12 protein-coding genes are annotated in these 15,117 nt (G+C 63.7%); 2 read left to right on the top strand and 10 right to left on the bottom strand.

The features are described from left to right. Positions 1-3 precede the first annotated feature (3 nt). The 6 genes from csy3 to DOM66_RS15120 all read right to left on the bottom strand — a co-directional run bounded on the left by csy3 (position 4) and on the right by DOM66_RS15120 (position 8,937). Positions 4-1,041 carry a type I-F CRISPR-associated protein Csy3 gene (gene csy3 / locus DOM66_RS15145; protein ID WP_110690755.1) on the bottom strand — a complete coding sequence of 346 codons (1,038 nt, stop codon included), beginning with the start codon at positions 1,039-1,041 and terminating at the stop codon, positions 4-6. Between the two features lie 19 nt (positions 1,042-1,060). After that, positions 1,061-2,053 (bottom strand): type I-F CRISPR-associated protein Csy2, encoded by a 993-nt coding sequence (csy2, locus tag DOM66_RS15140; protein ID WP_110690754.1) that lies wholly within the window; start codon positions 2,051-2,053, stop codon positions 1,061-1,063. Beyond that, positions 2,050-3,435: a type I-F CRISPR-associated protein Csy1 gene (gene csy1 / locus DOM66_RS15135; RefSeq protein WP_245392457.1), complete on the bottom strand. Its 1,386-nt coding sequence runs from the start codon at positions 3,433-3,435 to the stop codon at positions 2,050-2,052. Before csy1 ends, csy2 begins: the two co-directional genes overlap by 4 nt. 439 nt (positions 3,436-3,874) lie before the next feature. Continuing rightward, complete coding sequence (gene cas3f / locus DOM66_RS15130) at positions 3,875-7,195, bottom strand: type I-F CRISPR-associated helicase Cas3f (RefSeq protein ID WP_110690753.1); 3,321 nt, start codon at positions 7,193-7,195, stop codon at positions 3,875-3,877. After that, entirely contained in the window at positions 7,192-8,172 is a 981-nt protein-coding gene (gene cas1f, locus DOM66_RS15125; RefSeq protein ID WP_110690752.1) for a type I-F CRISPR-associated endonuclease Cas1f, read from the bottom strand. Before cas1f ends, cas3f begins: the two co-directional genes overlap by 4 nt. Before the next feature lie 75 nt (positions 8,173-8,247). Then, positions 8,248-8,937, bottom strand: a complete 690-nt coding sequence (locus tag DOM66_RS15120) for an FMN-dependent NADH-azoreductase (RefSeq protein ID WP_110690751.1) — start codon at positions 8,935-8,937, stop codon at positions 8,248-8,250. Positions 8,938-9,125: 188 nt separating this feature from the next. Between DOM66_RS15120 and DOM66_RS15115 the strand changes: the two genes are divergently transcribed. Beyond that, positions 9,126-10,040 carry a LysR substrate-binding domain-containing protein gene (locus DOM66_RS15115; RefSeq protein ID WP_110690750.1) on the top strand — a complete coding sequence of 305 codons (915 nt, stop codon included), beginning with the start codon at positions 9,126-9,128 and terminating at the stop codon, positions 10,038-10,040. Between the two features lie 108 nt (positions 10,041-10,148). Here the strand turns inward: DOM66_RS15115 and DOM66_RS15110 are convergent, their stop codons facing one another. Further along, positions 10,149-10,451, bottom strand: a complete 303-nt coding sequence (locus DOM66_RS15110; protein ID WP_110675354.1) for a hypothetical protein — start codon at positions 10,449-10,451, stop codon at positions 10,149-10,151. Positions 10,452-10,630: 179 nt separating this feature from the next. Between DOM66_RS15110 and DOM66_RS15105 the strand changes: the two genes are divergently transcribed. Then, positions 10,631-11,833: an ABC transporter substrate-binding protein gene (locus DOM66_RS15105; protein WP_110675355.1), complete on the top strand. Its 1,203-nt coding sequence runs from the start codon at positions 10,631-10,633 to the stop codon at positions 11,831-11,833. A 183-nt stretch (positions 11,834-12,016) separates the two neighbouring features. Here DOM66_RS15105 and DOM66_RS15100 read toward each other — a convergent pair whose 3' ends face one another. From DOM66_RS15100 to DOM66_RS15090, 3 genes are read right to left on the bottom strand one after another with little or no spacing between them, the layout of a single operon-like run. After that, a complete protein-coding gene (locus DOM66_RS15100; protein ID WP_110690749.1) occupies positions 12,017-13,312 on the bottom strand; it encodes a branched-chain amino acid ABC transporter permease in 1,296 nt (431 codons plus the stop codon). Next, positions 13,312-14,310, bottom strand: a complete 999-nt coding sequence (locus DOM66_RS15095; RefSeq protein ID WP_110690748.1) for a branched-chain amino acid ABC transporter permease — start codon at positions 14,308-14,310, stop codon at positions 13,312-13,314. Before DOM66_RS15095 ends, DOM66_RS15100 begins: the two co-directional genes overlap by 1 nt. Positions 14,311-14,349: 39 nt before the next feature. Further along, entirely contained in the window at positions 14,350-15,054 is a 705-nt protein-coding gene (locus DOM66_RS15090) for an ABC transporter ATP-binding protein (RefSeq protein ID WP_110690747.1), read from the bottom strand. Positions 15,055-15,117 lie beyond the last annotated feature (63 nt).

Below are 15,117 nucleotides of genomic sequence, written 5' to 3'. Positions count from 1 at the left end.
GGTTCACCCCGCGTCGCCGAAGACACCGCCACGGATCAGGGTCGCCATCACGAAGTGCTGCTGTTCGGTCGCCGGCACCTGGTCCTTGAGCAGCCAGTTGTCGAGCAGGTTGTAGAAGTCCACTTTCTGCTTCGGCTGGCGGTAGGCCGTTCCCTGGGTGGTCACGGAGCCGTAGGGCTCGACGGCGATCGGCCCCAGGTCGCTGCCGTCCTCTGGTGCTGGGTACCAGGTGTCGACGGTACGCAGCGCGTTGCCGATCTTCTGGGAGTGAATGGCAGCGCTCTTGTCATCCCCGATGCTGTAAAGCGTCTTGCTCTTGTCGCCACGGGCGCGGTCGAGGATCAGTTCCTGCGAGGGGAAGACCTCCTGACCGGCGCCGATACGGGCAAAGGCGACTACGTCCAGCAGTAGATATTGCTCGCCGGCAAGAGCACTGGCGATCACTTCTCCCAGCGCTCGGGTCTGTTCGTCGCCAGTGAAATCACGGGTCGAACGGTCGAGAGCATTGTCGAAGGTCCATGCCTGTTCAGTCTCCCCGGCCTTAGTCTGGCGTACCGTCACTTCGAGCGCCTCGGCCTTGAGGCGATTGCGCCACAGGAAGCGGCCGTTGGCGAGGTTGCAGGCGTAGCGATGGGCCAGTTCGCTGAAGCCGTGCTCGCTGACGTAGCCCTCGACCGCCTGCTTCAGCTTGGCTTGATAGTCGGCACTATTGCAGGCTGAGGGGGTGCCTGCGCCGGCCAGCACGCGCAGCGTGAAATGTACCGCCAGGGTATCGGCGTCGTGGGGTAGGGCGGCGACGTCTACGGTCTGCAGGTTGGGATTTTCAATGGCGGCATCGAGCTTGGCCGGGTCCTGATCCTTGGTCTTCAGGCGGTTGGAGATGGTGCCACGCACGGACTTTTCCGTGACCGGGATGCGGGGCCAGGCAGTGAACTGATCGCGCTTATCCCAGTTGCCGGCACTGAACAATGCATCGGAGGGGTCGAGCTTGCGCTCGAAGGCGAGGACAGAAGCGGTTTTCAGAGCGTCGTTCTTGGCCATGATGGGTTCTCCTTGATGATCAGTCTGCGTCGGAATGGGTCAGGCTGTAGTCGTTGGTGAGGCGATAAACACCACGTTCGAGATCGTTGTCGATAAACCACAACAATGCGTCCGGGTTACGTAGGCGGTGCGGGCTGACCCACTCGCCGATCGAATAGAGGCTTTCGACGAATTGGAATGGCACCTGCGAATCACGCGCATTGGCGACCTCGCCGGGATCGAATAGCTCGGAGATAGCGCCATAGCCGACCGGGATGGGTACCAGCCAGCCAGGGTAGGGGCGGCGAATTTCCCACTTCGCTACTTCCTTGGTCTGGCCATCCTTATCTTGATGCGTCTCGATTCGGCACTCGTGGTTGAGCCGGCAGAGATCGAGCCAGGCATCCAGAGCCGTCGCGCTGTCGTCGTCGGCTTCGAGTGTTTTCGTGTGTTCGGCCAGATAGTCATCTCGCAGCACCAACGCAAAGCCAGGCAGCAGACGCCGCTTGAGGCGTCGCCACTGTTTGCTGCGTTCTTCTTCGTTGTCATCGAAGGTGATCAGCTCGGGGCGCCGCCGTTTTGACTCGCTTAGAGGCGGCATGACGCTGCCGCCGGCGATTCGCATGCTCTGCACCTGATCGAACAGTTGGCGGGCAATGGCCCGACGACGCTCGGTATTGCTCAGATCGTCGCCATCGGACTCGATGCCGATCAGCAAGGTCACGTCCAGGTGCGCGCGTCCTTCCTCGACGATGGCCGCCGTGGCGCCGGACTTGTCAACGGGATTGCGCGTGAGGTGAAACGCTCGGGTAAATCCGCCCTCGGTGACCTGCGGCTCGATGTGGTGGCACACCACGCCGACACCATCGAAGACAATCCGGATATCGTCGGGCAGGTTGCGCTCCAGCGCATGGATGGCGCCCATGAAGGCGCTCATGGCGGGGAAGCCCCAGGTCATCGAGCTGGAGATGGCGTTGGCGTTCTGGATGCGAAGTCGGGGCAGAACCAGGAGATGCGAGATGGAATCGATCATGTCAGCTCTCCTGCGTCTTTCTCGTCATCACGCAGTGCATCCTGCAGGTCGTCGAGCTGGCGGCGTAGGCTTTCCATTACGACCTCAACCTGCTTGGCCCAGAAGTCATGTTCCGGATCGCCAAGGCCTGTTGTCACTCGACGATCGATAGCGTGGCGTAGCCATCTGGCAAAACGCAGAGCCACCTCTTCATGCCATTGCGACTGCCGGCGGTTGCTATCGAAATCGACCTCTAGTGCTGCCCGGCCCGGATCCAGCCAGTATTGCTCTGCTAAAACCAGACGGCATTCAGCATCTCTCGACCAGCCTGCCGGTAGGCGATGTAGCTCGAAGGTGAATAGCAATAGTTCGTCGGTTAGCGATGCAACAAGATCTTTATGGTAGTTTCGATCATGTACCGTTTTTCGCGGTCTTTTACCTTCTTTCTGTCGTTTTTCATCCTCCTTGGAGTTTTGTCTCATCCAGCTCACGAGATCATTGACCACCTGCCTCACCGGTGCCCGCCTTCCGAAACGGGGAAAAACCGACTCAGTGCGTAGAGGGGTCGTGACCTCACGTGACTGCCATTGGGGTGGTAACGAGGCGAGCAGATAGTTCTGCCCGCCACGCTCGCTATTGAGCTGAGAGATGTTCTGGGGCTTGGTGCCCCCGAGCTTTTGAACCGAGAGATTCAGATAGTCGGCATAGCCACCCTGAAAAATGGCGTCTTCGCGTCGTGCCTTGCGGCCCGCCTTGGCGTGCTCCCCGAAGCGTGCCTCGCTCAGTCGTGAATGAACCGGATGGATGAGCGCTGTCGCGTAGAGAGGTGCCAACAAGCGGTAGCCAGTGTCACTGGCAGGATCATCACCCACCAGCCAATAGACCTGCTTGCCACGCGCATGGGAGCTCGGCGTGCCTTTTGGTTCTACGATATCTGCGAAGGCACGTACCCAGCTTTCCGCTTCCGCTCGATCTGGACTCAATGCCTCGATCAAAGCCTCATCGCCATCGAGCGCTCGTTCCAGCAGCGAGCGTTCTTCCCATCTCAGCTTGAGGAACTTGTAGACATCCAGAGCGGCTGCGTTACCTACGACATCGCCTTCGAAGTCAGCCGGCAGGCAGTGGCTCCCCACCAGTTCGCGGCGCTTTAGCTGAGCGGGCTCTACATAGAGATTGGTGCCCTTGGCGTCGGGATGAATCGCCTTGAGCGAGTGGGTGACGACCTGAAGCTGACTGACGCGACGCGCGGCGTCGGAAAGCCAGGCCTGCGGATCGAACTGCTGCTGCAGTTTGAGATAAACGGGGTCGTCCGGCGCGAGCTTTTCCGTCTTGGTCTGAAAACGATCAAGAATGAATTGCTCAATCAGCGCGCGAATGGACGTCGGTGATGGAAATTCCGACATGGACTAGTTGCCATTGGTTGGGAGGTTTGTGGGGGCATGGCATAATGAGCCCCGAAGCATTGCTGCCTCGGGGCGTGGTTTGGATAGGCAAAGCCTATTTGAAGGGTATTATCTTGCGGTGGTAGCCAGCCACGTTGCGCATCCTCCTGCTCACACCTACCCAGTGAGCTTGGGTGAGGGCTCTCAACCTCAGCGTTGCTTCCATGTCCACGTGGGCAGGACCAGTGCCCACGTGGACAAATTACTGCTCCACCCTTATAAAATCAACCACTACAGCCTAAAGAATTAGTGGTGCGGAGATGTGTGGATGTAGATGGCTCCGATTATATACAATGCTGCTCCTGCCGCAATGGCAGCTGAGAAAACTACTGCCCAAAGCATCAGTGGCCAGTTTATCTGCCGCAAAGGCAGCCTCAGCCGGCCCTCAGGGCTGGCTGTCTCATTTCCTCCTCACAAACCCTAGCGCCGGATGAAAGTGCCAACCCTGCGGGGCCCGGTCCGGTTTCAGGCGAATGCGGCCGAAACGCATCGCACAGTATTCGAGCGTCATATCCATGGCCTCGGCTTGCTCACTCAAGGCCGCCAGGTAGTCCGGTTCGTTCCAGGGTGATACGCGTGGGTTCTGCAGTGTCTCGTCCGATAGGCGGTTCAGCTCGGACTCGACCGGGGTCCGCTTTATCTCCTTGCCTTCCTGATCCACTCGCCAGAAGCCGTAATCCTCTTCGGTCTCATCCGGTAGCAGCACGAATTCGGCGTCCGGTTCGTTGTCTTCCCGGAAAGGCTGCTGCTGGATCGCCACGGCGCTCAGTGACATCGCCGGCGGCCTGTAGAACAGATAGGCGCCCAGATGGACCGGCTTGCGCCGACGCGTGCGTCGCTGGCCGGGTGATTCGGCGCCCTCCACCATCAGCATCTTGAGACGCGCGTGTTCGAGATCGACCAGCTTGCTGGTGGGCTCGAGGGTCTTGGCGGGCAGCAGACGGGGGCGCGAGTCGATGGCGGCGATCTCCTCGTCGCGCAGTAGCGTGTCTAGCCGGTGCTTGGTCAGCGGCCATATCTGCTCGGTTTCGAAACCTGGCCGGCAGAAAGCCGGATGCCTGCCGGCCAGATGACGAATATTGGTCTCGAACAGGGCGATATTGGGCGTCTCGACCGGCTCGGGCCGGTGGCGTCGCACGCGCCCGGCGAGCTGGATGATCGAGCGCATGGAGGAGGGCTCGACCACGGCCCAGTCGTAATCGTGGTCCCGGCCGACTTCGGTCACTGGTGAGCCCAGCACGATAAACAAGTGATCGTCGGCGTCACCGATGAGTCGCCGGCGAATGTCGGCCAGTTCGAACACTGCAGCCGGGTCGCGGCGGTCCAGCGCCCGGTCGAGCCGGGCTTCCAGGCGTGAGCGCAGCAGCAGCGGAAACTGCGAGTGATAGACGCAGAGATGGATCTGGATGCGTTCGGGCATCTCAGTGCGATAGATGGCCTGCGCCACCGCTACCAGCGGCTCGATATTGGCCATGCGTGCCAGGCCGAAGCTGACGCGCTTGCCGCTGTACGTATCGCACTCATGGTGTCGTTCATGCAGAGCGAGGGCTTCTGCGAGTATGGTCTGCGCCACCGCCTCATGGATGGCATCCGGATGCGTGGACGGCGCCGATATGGGTACGAGCGCGCCGCGTCGCAGTGGGTCGAGCTTAGCGAGCCGGGCAGCGCGCTTGCGGGCGAAAGCGTCATGGGCGCTATCGAAGACGTCTCCATCGGCACAGCTTTGGTGGGTGCAGCCATGCTCGTCGAACCAGGCGCAGATGGGGTTGACCGGCGCATTGGGCATGCCGCGATGTCTCTGGTAGTCGGCGCGCCCTTCCCGGTAAGCGTCGAACAGGCCTCGCACCAGCGCCGGTGGTAGTGTCGCGGAAGAGAGCAACACGCGAGAGCCCAGCAGGCCGGTCCAGTAGACCAGCCGGGTCAGCGCGGGCAGATCATCGATATCGAAGTCGTCCGGCTCGTCGAGCACCAGATCGCCGCTCATCAGCCGCAGCATCGGCGCAATCTGTCCGCCGCCGCGCAGACTCTCGGTAGCCGGCATCAGGTGATCGATCGTACAGACGAGTACCGGGGCCTGAATCAGTGCCCGCGCCTGCGGGTCGACGACAGCCTTGCCCAGTACGCGGTGGGCATTCATATCGCCTTCGAACAGCACGTGCCCCTGATCATCGAGCAGCTCGGCGCGGGACTCAGAGCCACCTGTGCCCTGCTGATGTGCGAACAGCGCGCGGCTGGCGCTGCCGCCCACGCGGATGGCCAGTTCATCGGTGCCGAGCCCGAGCCATTCGCGGTAAGCCTGCCCGGTCTGCAGGGTCAATGTACGCAGGCCGAGCGCGATCGAGAAGCGCGCGCCGCTCTCAGGATCGGCCAGTGCATAGAGAATGCGCCCGTTGGCGATGGTCTTGCCGCAGCCGGTGGAGGCCATGTTGATGCCGAAGAACCCCTGCTTCCGGCTCATGTCGCGCAGGCCAGTGGCAAGGTCGAAGGCTTTGTCCTGCCAGCGGAAGTGGGCGTGGCGGCTGCGTGCCTTGAACCCTTTGTGCCGGGCGATCCGCGGTAGTGCGGTGGCCATATCCGGCAGGGCGTGCACGATCTCACCGGTAGCGCGCGTCACGCCGAGCAGATGCTCGGTCAGCGGCTGGCAGCGTTCACGTTTGCCGTAGCGAAATGTGGTGTTGGCATGGAGTGATTCGTTCCAGGGTCCTTCAAGCCGCCCGATATCGACAAGGCTCGAGTAGTGATGGTCTGCCAGCATCAAGGCGAGCCTGGCCAGGTGCATCACATAGGGCGATGCCAGCGGTGGTGTCTGCCAATGCAGCTCGCCCAGTTGACGTGCCAATCGCTGCGCCCGATCGAGCCAAGGCTTTTCCGTGACCGGCAGGCCTTGGGAGAACTGCCACCACGGCGCCAGTTCGCGGGCATCCGCAGGTTCGACGCGCTCGTTCCAGGCCGCCGAGATATCGCCCGGCAGGAGTGGCAGTGCACTGGCGTTGAGTGTCGACTTGGCACCTGACCATTTCTGAGAGCCATCGTCGTTGTCGGCGGGCAGTGCCGGCAGGCGATGGTGGCTGACGATAAGCCAGCCGATGGCGGCGGCCAATGGCGGTAGGTGGTGAAACGGCCTGTCGCTGTCATCCAGTGTGTCCAGGCCGTCGCGTTTGAGCCTTGCCTGCCAAGCGGCGTGATCGACAGTGCCTGGGGTTTGCAGTCTTGCCAGCCAGCCGGCGTCGTTATCGTCGCCGACGAAGGCCTCGAGCAACCGCAGCGATACCCACTCATGGCGATAACGGTTGCGCCCCTCCAACTTTCCGGAGAGGCGCATCTGGAAGGCGTCGGTGGCCTTGCCCAGGTCGTGGAACAGTGCAGCCATCGAGGCTAGAAGATGTATCTGACGCAGCGAGTGCCAGTCGTTCTCATCCTCGCCCCGCAGCACATTGCGCTTTGTGGTATTGGTCGGCGTGGCGCCGCGATCATTGAATGACGAGGCGTCGCCGACGATCCATAGCAGCTCGCTGTGGTCGTGGCCGCGAATCCAGTGGCAAGCCACGGCGGTATTCTTGCGTGCTGTCTGGCGCAGCAGTTTTCTCAGCGTGTCGAGCCCGGCTTTGGTGATCGCGGTCTGCCAGGTGCGTTCGCCGCGGCGCTCGGCGAACTGGTCGAGAATCCGGCGGGTCTCTTTGAGGGCGTTCTTGCGGCACTGGGAGACGATCAGTACGTTCATCGTCGCGCTTCCCCGTCCAACCGCTCGGCGACGCCTTGTACCACCTCGATCAGTGTATCCAGCGCTTCGACGCGGGTGAGCCGCTCGATGCAGGCTTGGCGGAACGCCTGCTCCTCGTCGCCCCGGCTGGCGGAGATGAACGCCTGGGGCAGGATCACCGCGTCCTTGATCAAATCGGCGATGTCGAACACCAGGCCTCCGCGGCGGGTCTTGCCGTGCAGTACCGCCAGCCCGTGGGGTAGCCCCAGCACCCAGCTAGCGGTCGCGCCTAGCCCATAGGCGAGATAGTTGCCGTGATCGAGAAAGCGGTTGGCGGGGTCGACGCCGCTGCCTCTCTTGGCGCGCACGAACTCGCCGTAGCCGACCGCCTGGGTGGCGAGCCGGAACAGCTGCTTGGTCAGCCGGGCTTCTTCCGTCAGCAGTGCGGTGGTGTCCGCTGCTTGATCGATGGCGCTGCGGCTGCGTTCGAGCAGCCCGCGTAATTCGGCGGCGCTGGGCTTGAAGTCGGTATCGCGCTGAAAACGGGCGTCCAGCCAGTGCCGTTTGACCTGGATCAGGCGCGCGCGCTGAAAACTGCGTGCGGCTTCCAGTCTCAGCGCGTCGTCGAACCAGAAGCGCACCCACTGTTGCAGGTACTCGGTGGGGCGGTACTCGCTCTGCGGGTTGAACCAGGCGACGTCGACATCGACTTCGTTGGCGGAGAACAGCGGTGTACCGCCGCCACCGCAGAAGCCGACCAGAACACCCGCCTTGGCCAGCTCGCGCATCGCCGCCTGAGTGATCGAGGTGCCGGTACCCAGCAGCAGCGAGGTGGTGTTGGCGATGGGGATGTTCCAGTAGGCCGAGCGCTTGCCTTCGTCAGTGACATACTCCACGCGGCCGCCGTTGACCAGTACTCGGCAGTGCTGGAGGTAGTAGAGATTGGCCCGCTTGGAGTGAAGAATGGTCTTCAGGTCACCTGCGGCGATATCTTCCATGGCGATTCGGTCCGGCCTGTTTCGTAACAGATTATCGCCAAAGGTTGACCCAAAGAAACCATTCCAATGTCGCACTCAGGCGGGGCAGGGTTCCTCTATCGTCTGCAGGCGCTCTACCAGTGTTTCTACCTGTATCAGCGCCTCGCGGATGGAGCCTTGCAGGTAGTCGCCGCCCGTCTCCTGATGCTCGATGGCGATCTCGTGGAAGTGTTCGATCCCGATCAGTTCCAGGGCCGTGCGCACGCTGGCTTCCAGATGGTTCATGTGCGCCATCGCGCCGCCGGGGCCCAGCCCGTGGCCGCCGCGGGAGGAGAGGATCACCGCCTGGCGCGGCCGGTCATTGAGCAGCGGGCCTACCGGGTGTTCCAGGTTGCTGGGGTCGAAGTCGATCGTGCGACCCAGGCGTACGATCTGATCGATCCACGCCTTGAACGGTGCCGGGTAGCTGTAGTTGTAGAGCGGTATGCCCAGGATCAGCACATCGGCCCCGATCACTTCGTCCACTAGTCGATCGCTCTCGGCGAGCGCCTGGTGCATCGCCAGCGTACGGCTCTCCAGCGGGGTAAAGGCTGCTGCGATCCAGGCTTCATCGAGATAGCTCGGCGGCTGGGCGCCCAGGTCGCGGCGGGTCACCGTATCTTCAGGCCGGCGGGCCTTCCACTGTTCGACGAAGTGATGTGTCAGGCGGCGGCTCAGGGAGCCATGTTCGTGGGTGCCGGAGCGGCCCGGGCGCGGGCTGGCATCGAGATGGAGCAGGCGGGTCATGGCGTTTCTCCTGAGTCGCTGGGTGGACCAGACGCTTTTGGCTGGCCCAGGTTCGTTTGGCTGGATTAGGCATGAGCCTGCCTCAGCCGTGGTTGGCGTCATGGCTATGGAACATCAGCGCTAACGCAGCGACAAACGACCATTTCTTGCCATAATGGGAAAATAAAATTCATCCATAGGGTCGTGCCATGAGCCCTCGCAAACTGCCCTCGCTTTCCGCGCTGCGCGCTTTCGAGGCGGCGGCGCGCCATCTCAGCGCCAAACGCGCCGCTGCGGAGCTGTCGGTGACGCCCACCGCCATCAGCCACCAGATTCGCCAGTTGGAGGCGCAGCTCGGCATCACGCTATTCCTTCGTCAGCCGCGGCAGCTGCAGCTCACCGTGCAGGGGCGGGAGTTGCTCGCCGCTGCCAGCGAAGCCTTCGATACCCTGGCGGCCACGATCGCCCGTCTACGCCCGGAACCTGAGCTTCTCAGCGTCACGCTCTCGACCATTCCGGCGGTGGCGGCGCGCTGGCTGTTGCCGCGGGTGAGTGAGCTGCGCGAAGCCCATCCGACGCTCAACCTCAATCTGCAGATCTCCCACCATCTGGTGGCGCTGGACGGCATCGCGGCGGATATGGCGATTCGCTACGGCGCCGGGAGCTGGCCGGGGCTAGAGGCGGAGAAGCTGTTCGACAACACTTTCGTCCCCGCCTGCAGCCCGAGTCTGGGGGTGCGCACCCACGCGGATTTGCATCACACCACGCTGATCCACTATGAGCCGCCCAATCACAAGGGCGCACTGCTCAGTTGGGGCGCTTGGCAGGCGCTGGCTCGCGTCCCCGCACTGGAAGTCGGCCAGGGGCTGGTGTTCTCGGATGAAACCCATACCATCGCCGCTGCCCTGGGTGGCCAGGGCATTGCCCTGATGAGTCGCACGCTGATCGCCGATGAGCTGGCCGATGGCCGTCTGGTGATACCGTTCGGCCCCGAGCTGCCGGGAGAGCCGTTCCATCTGGTCTATCCGCCGGCACGACGGGACGAGCCTGCCATTCGCGCTGTACGCGAGTGGGTGATGGGGCTGGCCGAGGGCATGCAGCCGGGGCATGAGGAGGGGGCTTGAGTCGGTGGTGCGCGGTCTCGAGTCAGAGGGGAGTGGTCTTGAGCCAGCAGGAAGCGCCGGGGAGACGCTTCCCAGCAGCGCGGCGGCCCGGAGCCGCCGCGTGTCGTGTCAGTCGTCTTCGTCACGGGGGGATTGGAAGGCGCGCTTGTCGTCGGGCAGGCGCACCATGTCGCCCAGGCTGAGATCGCCGAGGCTGTCGTGGCGCTCGCCGCCGTCACCGATCAGGGCGGCGACCTTGCCGATACTGACGCCATCCTTGTAGGCCTCGACCTGAATGCGTGCGGTGGCACCGTGGTAGCGCGCGGTAAGGATCATCCCGGGCTGCGGCTCGACCCGGTGCTGTTCATCCTTGGCGTAGTGGGCATCGACACTGGCGCCGCCTGGGGCGTCCCACTCGACATGCTTGTGCATGCGTCTCTCCTTGTCGAAGGGGTTCATGTGCTCCTAGCGTAGCGTGCTTTGCCCACCTCTGCCGTGTGCCGACCCCGCCGAAAGACGCACGCCACGAGTGGGGGCAACGCTTGTCTTTTGCCCGCGCCGGCAGCACAGTTAACGAGTCTTTCGTAACCCAACAATGAGTGACAACAACGATGAAAAAGACAGTCATGGCACTGGCGGTCGCGGCGGCCTCGGTGTGCAGCGTCGCGGCGCAGGCGGACGTCAAGGTCGGTTTTCTCGGCGGCTTCACCGGCGGTATCGAGAGTCTGACACCGCCGATCTTCGATGGTGCCAAGCTGGCGGTGGCCGAGGTCAACGAGCAGGGCGGGCTGCTCGACGGCGAGAAGATGGTAATGCCTTCCGGCGATACGACCTGTTCGGATGCCGCTGCGGCGTCCAACGCGGCCGACCGCCTGGTCAACAGCGAGAAGGTGACTGCGATCGTCGGCGCGCTGTGCACCGGGGCGACCATCGCCGCGGCCAACAACGCAGCGATTCCGGGTGGGGTGGTGATGGTCTCTCCGGCCTCCACCGCACCGGCGGTGACCGATCTCGCCGACAACGATCTGGTCTTCCGTACCGTGCCTTCCGATGCCTTTCAGGGTGAACAGCTGGCCAAGCTGCTGCTCTCCAAGGGGATCGACGATGTCGCCGTGACTTACGTCAACAACGACTACGGCCAGGGGCTCGATGGCTCCTTCACCAAGACCTTCGAAGCCGAGGGAGGCACCGTCGCCGCCAACCTGGCGCACGAAGACAACCGTGCCGACTATCGCTCCGAGATTGGGCAGCTCGCGGCCAGCGGCGCACCGACCCTGGTAGTGCTCGCCTATGCCGATACCTCGGGCCAGACGATCCTGCGTCAGGCCTACGAGAGCGGTGCCTTCACCCAGTTCGCGGGCGGCGATGGCATGGTCGGCAACTCGCTGGTGGACGCGGTCGGCGCCGACGTGCTCGAAGGGATGATCGCCACTCGCCCCGGTTCGCCGCAGTCGCCGGGCACCGAGACCTTCGCCAAGCTGGCGGACAAGGCGGGGATCGACCCCACCGCAGTCTTCGCTGCCCAGTCCTATGACGCCGCCTTCCTGCTCGCCATGGCGATCGAGAAGAACGGCAGTGCCGATCGCGAAGGGCTCTCCAAGGCGCTGCGCGAAGTCGCCGGTGCACCGGGCGAGAAGATCCTGCCGGGCGAGTGGGCGAAGGCCAAGAAGCTGATCGACGCCGGTCAGGATGTCGACTACGAAGGCGCCTCTGGCGACGCCGAGTTCGACAAGAACGGCGACGTGCCGGGCGTGGTGGTCGAGATGGCGGTGGAGAATGGCAAATTCGTCACCAAGGGGCCGGTTGGTGAATAACCGGCCGGTGGACAGATAGCGTCACCCAGGAGCCGGTCAGCGAGTCATCGCGCCGGCGCCACCCGAGGTAGAAAAAAACCGAGTTAGGAAAAAATCGAGTTAGGAAAAAATCGAGATAGTAAAAACCCCGAGTCGGCGGCTGCCGGCTCGGGGTTTTTCGTGGGTCGCCCACCGCAGTGAGCATCAGTCGTGCTGGGCGATTCGCTCCGGGATCATGCCGCGCGGGGCGAAGCGTAGCACCATCAGGATCAGCAGCCCGATCACGAAGACCCGCGCCTGCAGCGCGCGGCTGTCGAGGTTGCCCGGCTGCCAGCCGAACCAGTCGCCGCCCAGGGCCGTCACTAGGTGCATCAGCGCCAGCGCCAGCGGGCCGGACATGATCCAGATCACGTAGACCAGCACCGCGCCGAACAGCGTGCCCAGGTTGTTGCCCGGCCCGCCCAGAATCACCATCACCAGTACCAGGAAGGTGTGGTTGAGCGGCAGGTAGCCCTGGGGATCGAAGATGCCGGTGAAGCTGGTCAGCACCGCGCCGCCCAGGCCCATCAGGATACAGCCGAAGACGAAGATCTCCTGGCGCCGGCGGTTGATCGACTTGCCCATCGCCGCGGCGGAGACTTCATTGTCGCGGATGGCGCGGATCATGCGCCCCCAGGGCGCGTGGTAGGCGCGGTGGAGCAGGAAGAAGATCGCCGCGATCAGTACCGCGGTCACACAGAAGTAGAGCGCGCGGGCGGTGACGAAGCCGACCTCGCCGGGGTCGGGCACCGGCCACGGCAGCGGTGAGATGGTGGCGGTGCCGCGGGTCAGCCAGTCGGAGTTCTTGAGAAACGCCTTGATGATCTCGGCGATGCCCAGGGTGGCGATGACCAGATAGTCGCTGCGCAGCCCCAGGCAGATGTGCCCGATCAAGTAGCCGATGCCCCCGGCGAGCACGCCGCCGACGATCCACCCGAGCCATACCGGTAGCCCCAGGCCGCCGATGAAGTCGACCTGGGACTCGATATCGCCGGTGACACTGCGCAGCCAGCTGATCACCACCAGATAGGCGACCAGTGCGACGAGCACGGTGACCAGGGTGCGCAGCCAGCGCGGCACGCCGAGCCGATCGATGCGGCTGACGGCGAAGACCAGCGCGACCGCGGCGACGATCGCCAGCAGCACCCAGCCCAGCCGGCCCGGCAGATCGCTGGCCCAGAAGGCGTGGTTGACCGGAATGCTGAAGAAGGTGGAGGAGAAGCCGCCGAGGGCGACGAAGCCCATGATGCCGGCGTTGAACTGGCCGGCGTAGCCCCACTGGATGGTCAGGCCGAGGGCCAGGATGGCGTAGCAGGCGGCCTCTACCATCATGCGTGTGGCGTAGGCCGGCCCCATGCTGGCGAAGACGGCGAGCACGACCAGCGCCAGGCCGCCGAACAGCAGGATTTCACGGCGGGGGAAGGGGCGCTGAGACGGGGTATGTTGCGAGGTCGGGTTCATCAGATCACCTTCCCTTTGAACAGGCCGGTCGGGCGCCACACCAGCACCGCGATCAGAATGAAGAAGGGCACCACGATCTTGTACTCGGTGCCCACCAGCGCCAGGTTGTTGGGCAGCTCCAGCCAGCTCGGCAGGCTATCGCGCAGCGGGCGCAGCAGCACCGACCAGTTGAACACCGCCAGGGTCTCGGCGAAGCCGACCAGGAAGCCGCCGGCGATGGCGCCATAGGGGTGGCCGACGCCACCGACGATCGCCGCGGCGAAGATCGGCAGCAGCAGGAAGAAGCTCAGGTCGGGCTTGAAGGCGACATCCAGCGACAGCAGCGTCCCCGCCAGGGTCGCCAGCGAGCCGGCGATCACCCAGGTCAGGGTGATGATCAGCTTGGTGTTGATGCCCGAGGCGCGGGCCAGGTCGGGGTTGTCCGACATCGCGCGCATCGCTTTGCCCAGGCGTGCCCGGGTCAGGAACAGGTGCAGTCCGATCACCGCCACCAGGGTGACCACGAACAGGATCACCTGCGGTTCGGTGATGATGATCGGGCGCGTCACGCCGGGCAGCTCGATGCGGAAGATCGCCTTGCGTGCCTCGACGTAGAGGCTCTCCGCGCCGGTGCCGGAGAACAGCCGGATCAGCCCCTGCAGCATCAGCGTGACACCCAGCGAGGCGATCACCATCACGATCGGCTTGACCCCGTGGGCGCGCAGCGGCTGGTAGAAGACGCGGTCGATGCCCACCGCCACCAGCGACGTGAAGATCATCGCCAACGGCAGCATCACGATCGCGGTGGGCAGCCCCAAGGAGTCGCCGGCGTGGGGAAAGGCCAGGGTCAACAGCAGCACCACGAAGGCGCCCAGGGTCATCATGTCGGCGTGGGCGAAGTGGGCGAAACGCAGGATGCTGTAGATCAGCGTCACCCCGATCGCACCCATGGCGTAGATGCAGCCGGTCACGCTCCCGGCCACCACCACATAGTTGAAGAAGTAGATCAGCTCATTCACGGCGAAATCTCTTGTCCTGTCGGCATGGCAGCGGCGCTCTCAACCGCCGAGGAAACTCTTGGCCACCTGCGGGTCGGCGAGCAGGGCTTCGCCGCTGTCGGTGAAGCGGTTCTGTCCGGCGGCGAGCACGAAACCCCGATGGGCGATACGGAGTGCCTGCTTGGCGTTCTGTTCCACCATCAGCACCCCGACCCCGGTGGCGCTGATGCGCTTCACCTGCTCGAAGATCTCGTTCATGTAGCGCGGCGAGAGACCGGCGGTGGGCTCGTCGAGCAGTAGCACGCTGGGTTCGTTCATCAGCGCCCGGCCCATCGCCACCATCTGGCGCTGGCCGCCGGAGAGTTCGCCCGCGGGCTGGTGGCGCTTGTCATAGAGCGGCGGGAAGATGTCGTAGATCTGGCGCTTGAGCCGCGACACTGTGCCCGGCTTGAGAAAGGCGCCCATCTCCAGGTTTTCCGCCACCGAGAGGCTGGGGAAGATGTTCTTCTCCTGGGGTACGAAGCCCATCCCGCGCTCCACCAGCTTGTGCGGTGCCAGGTTGGTGATGGGGTCGCCGCGCAGGCGAATCTCGCCGCCGGTGATGGTGAGAAGGCCGAACACGGCCTTGAGCATGGTCGACTTGCCGGCGCCGTTGGGGCCGACGATGACCCCGATCTCGTCGGCTTCGATCGCCATGTCGACACCGTTGAGAATGTTCATGCCGCCGTAGCCGCCATGAACGTCGATCGCTTCGAGTAGTGGCATGGTGAGCTCGTTTGTTATTGAGGCGAGTGGCGCACGGGGCTGCCCGGTACGCCGGCCGTGCAG

Source organism: Salinicola endophyticus (assembly GCF_003206575.1).
Lineage (GTDB): Bacteria > Pseudomonadota > Gammaproteobacteria > Pseudomonadales > Halomonadaceae > Salinicola > Salinicola endophyticus.
Note: the sequence above shows the minus strand (reverse complement) of the source record. Positions and strands in the feature narration are given on the sequence as shown.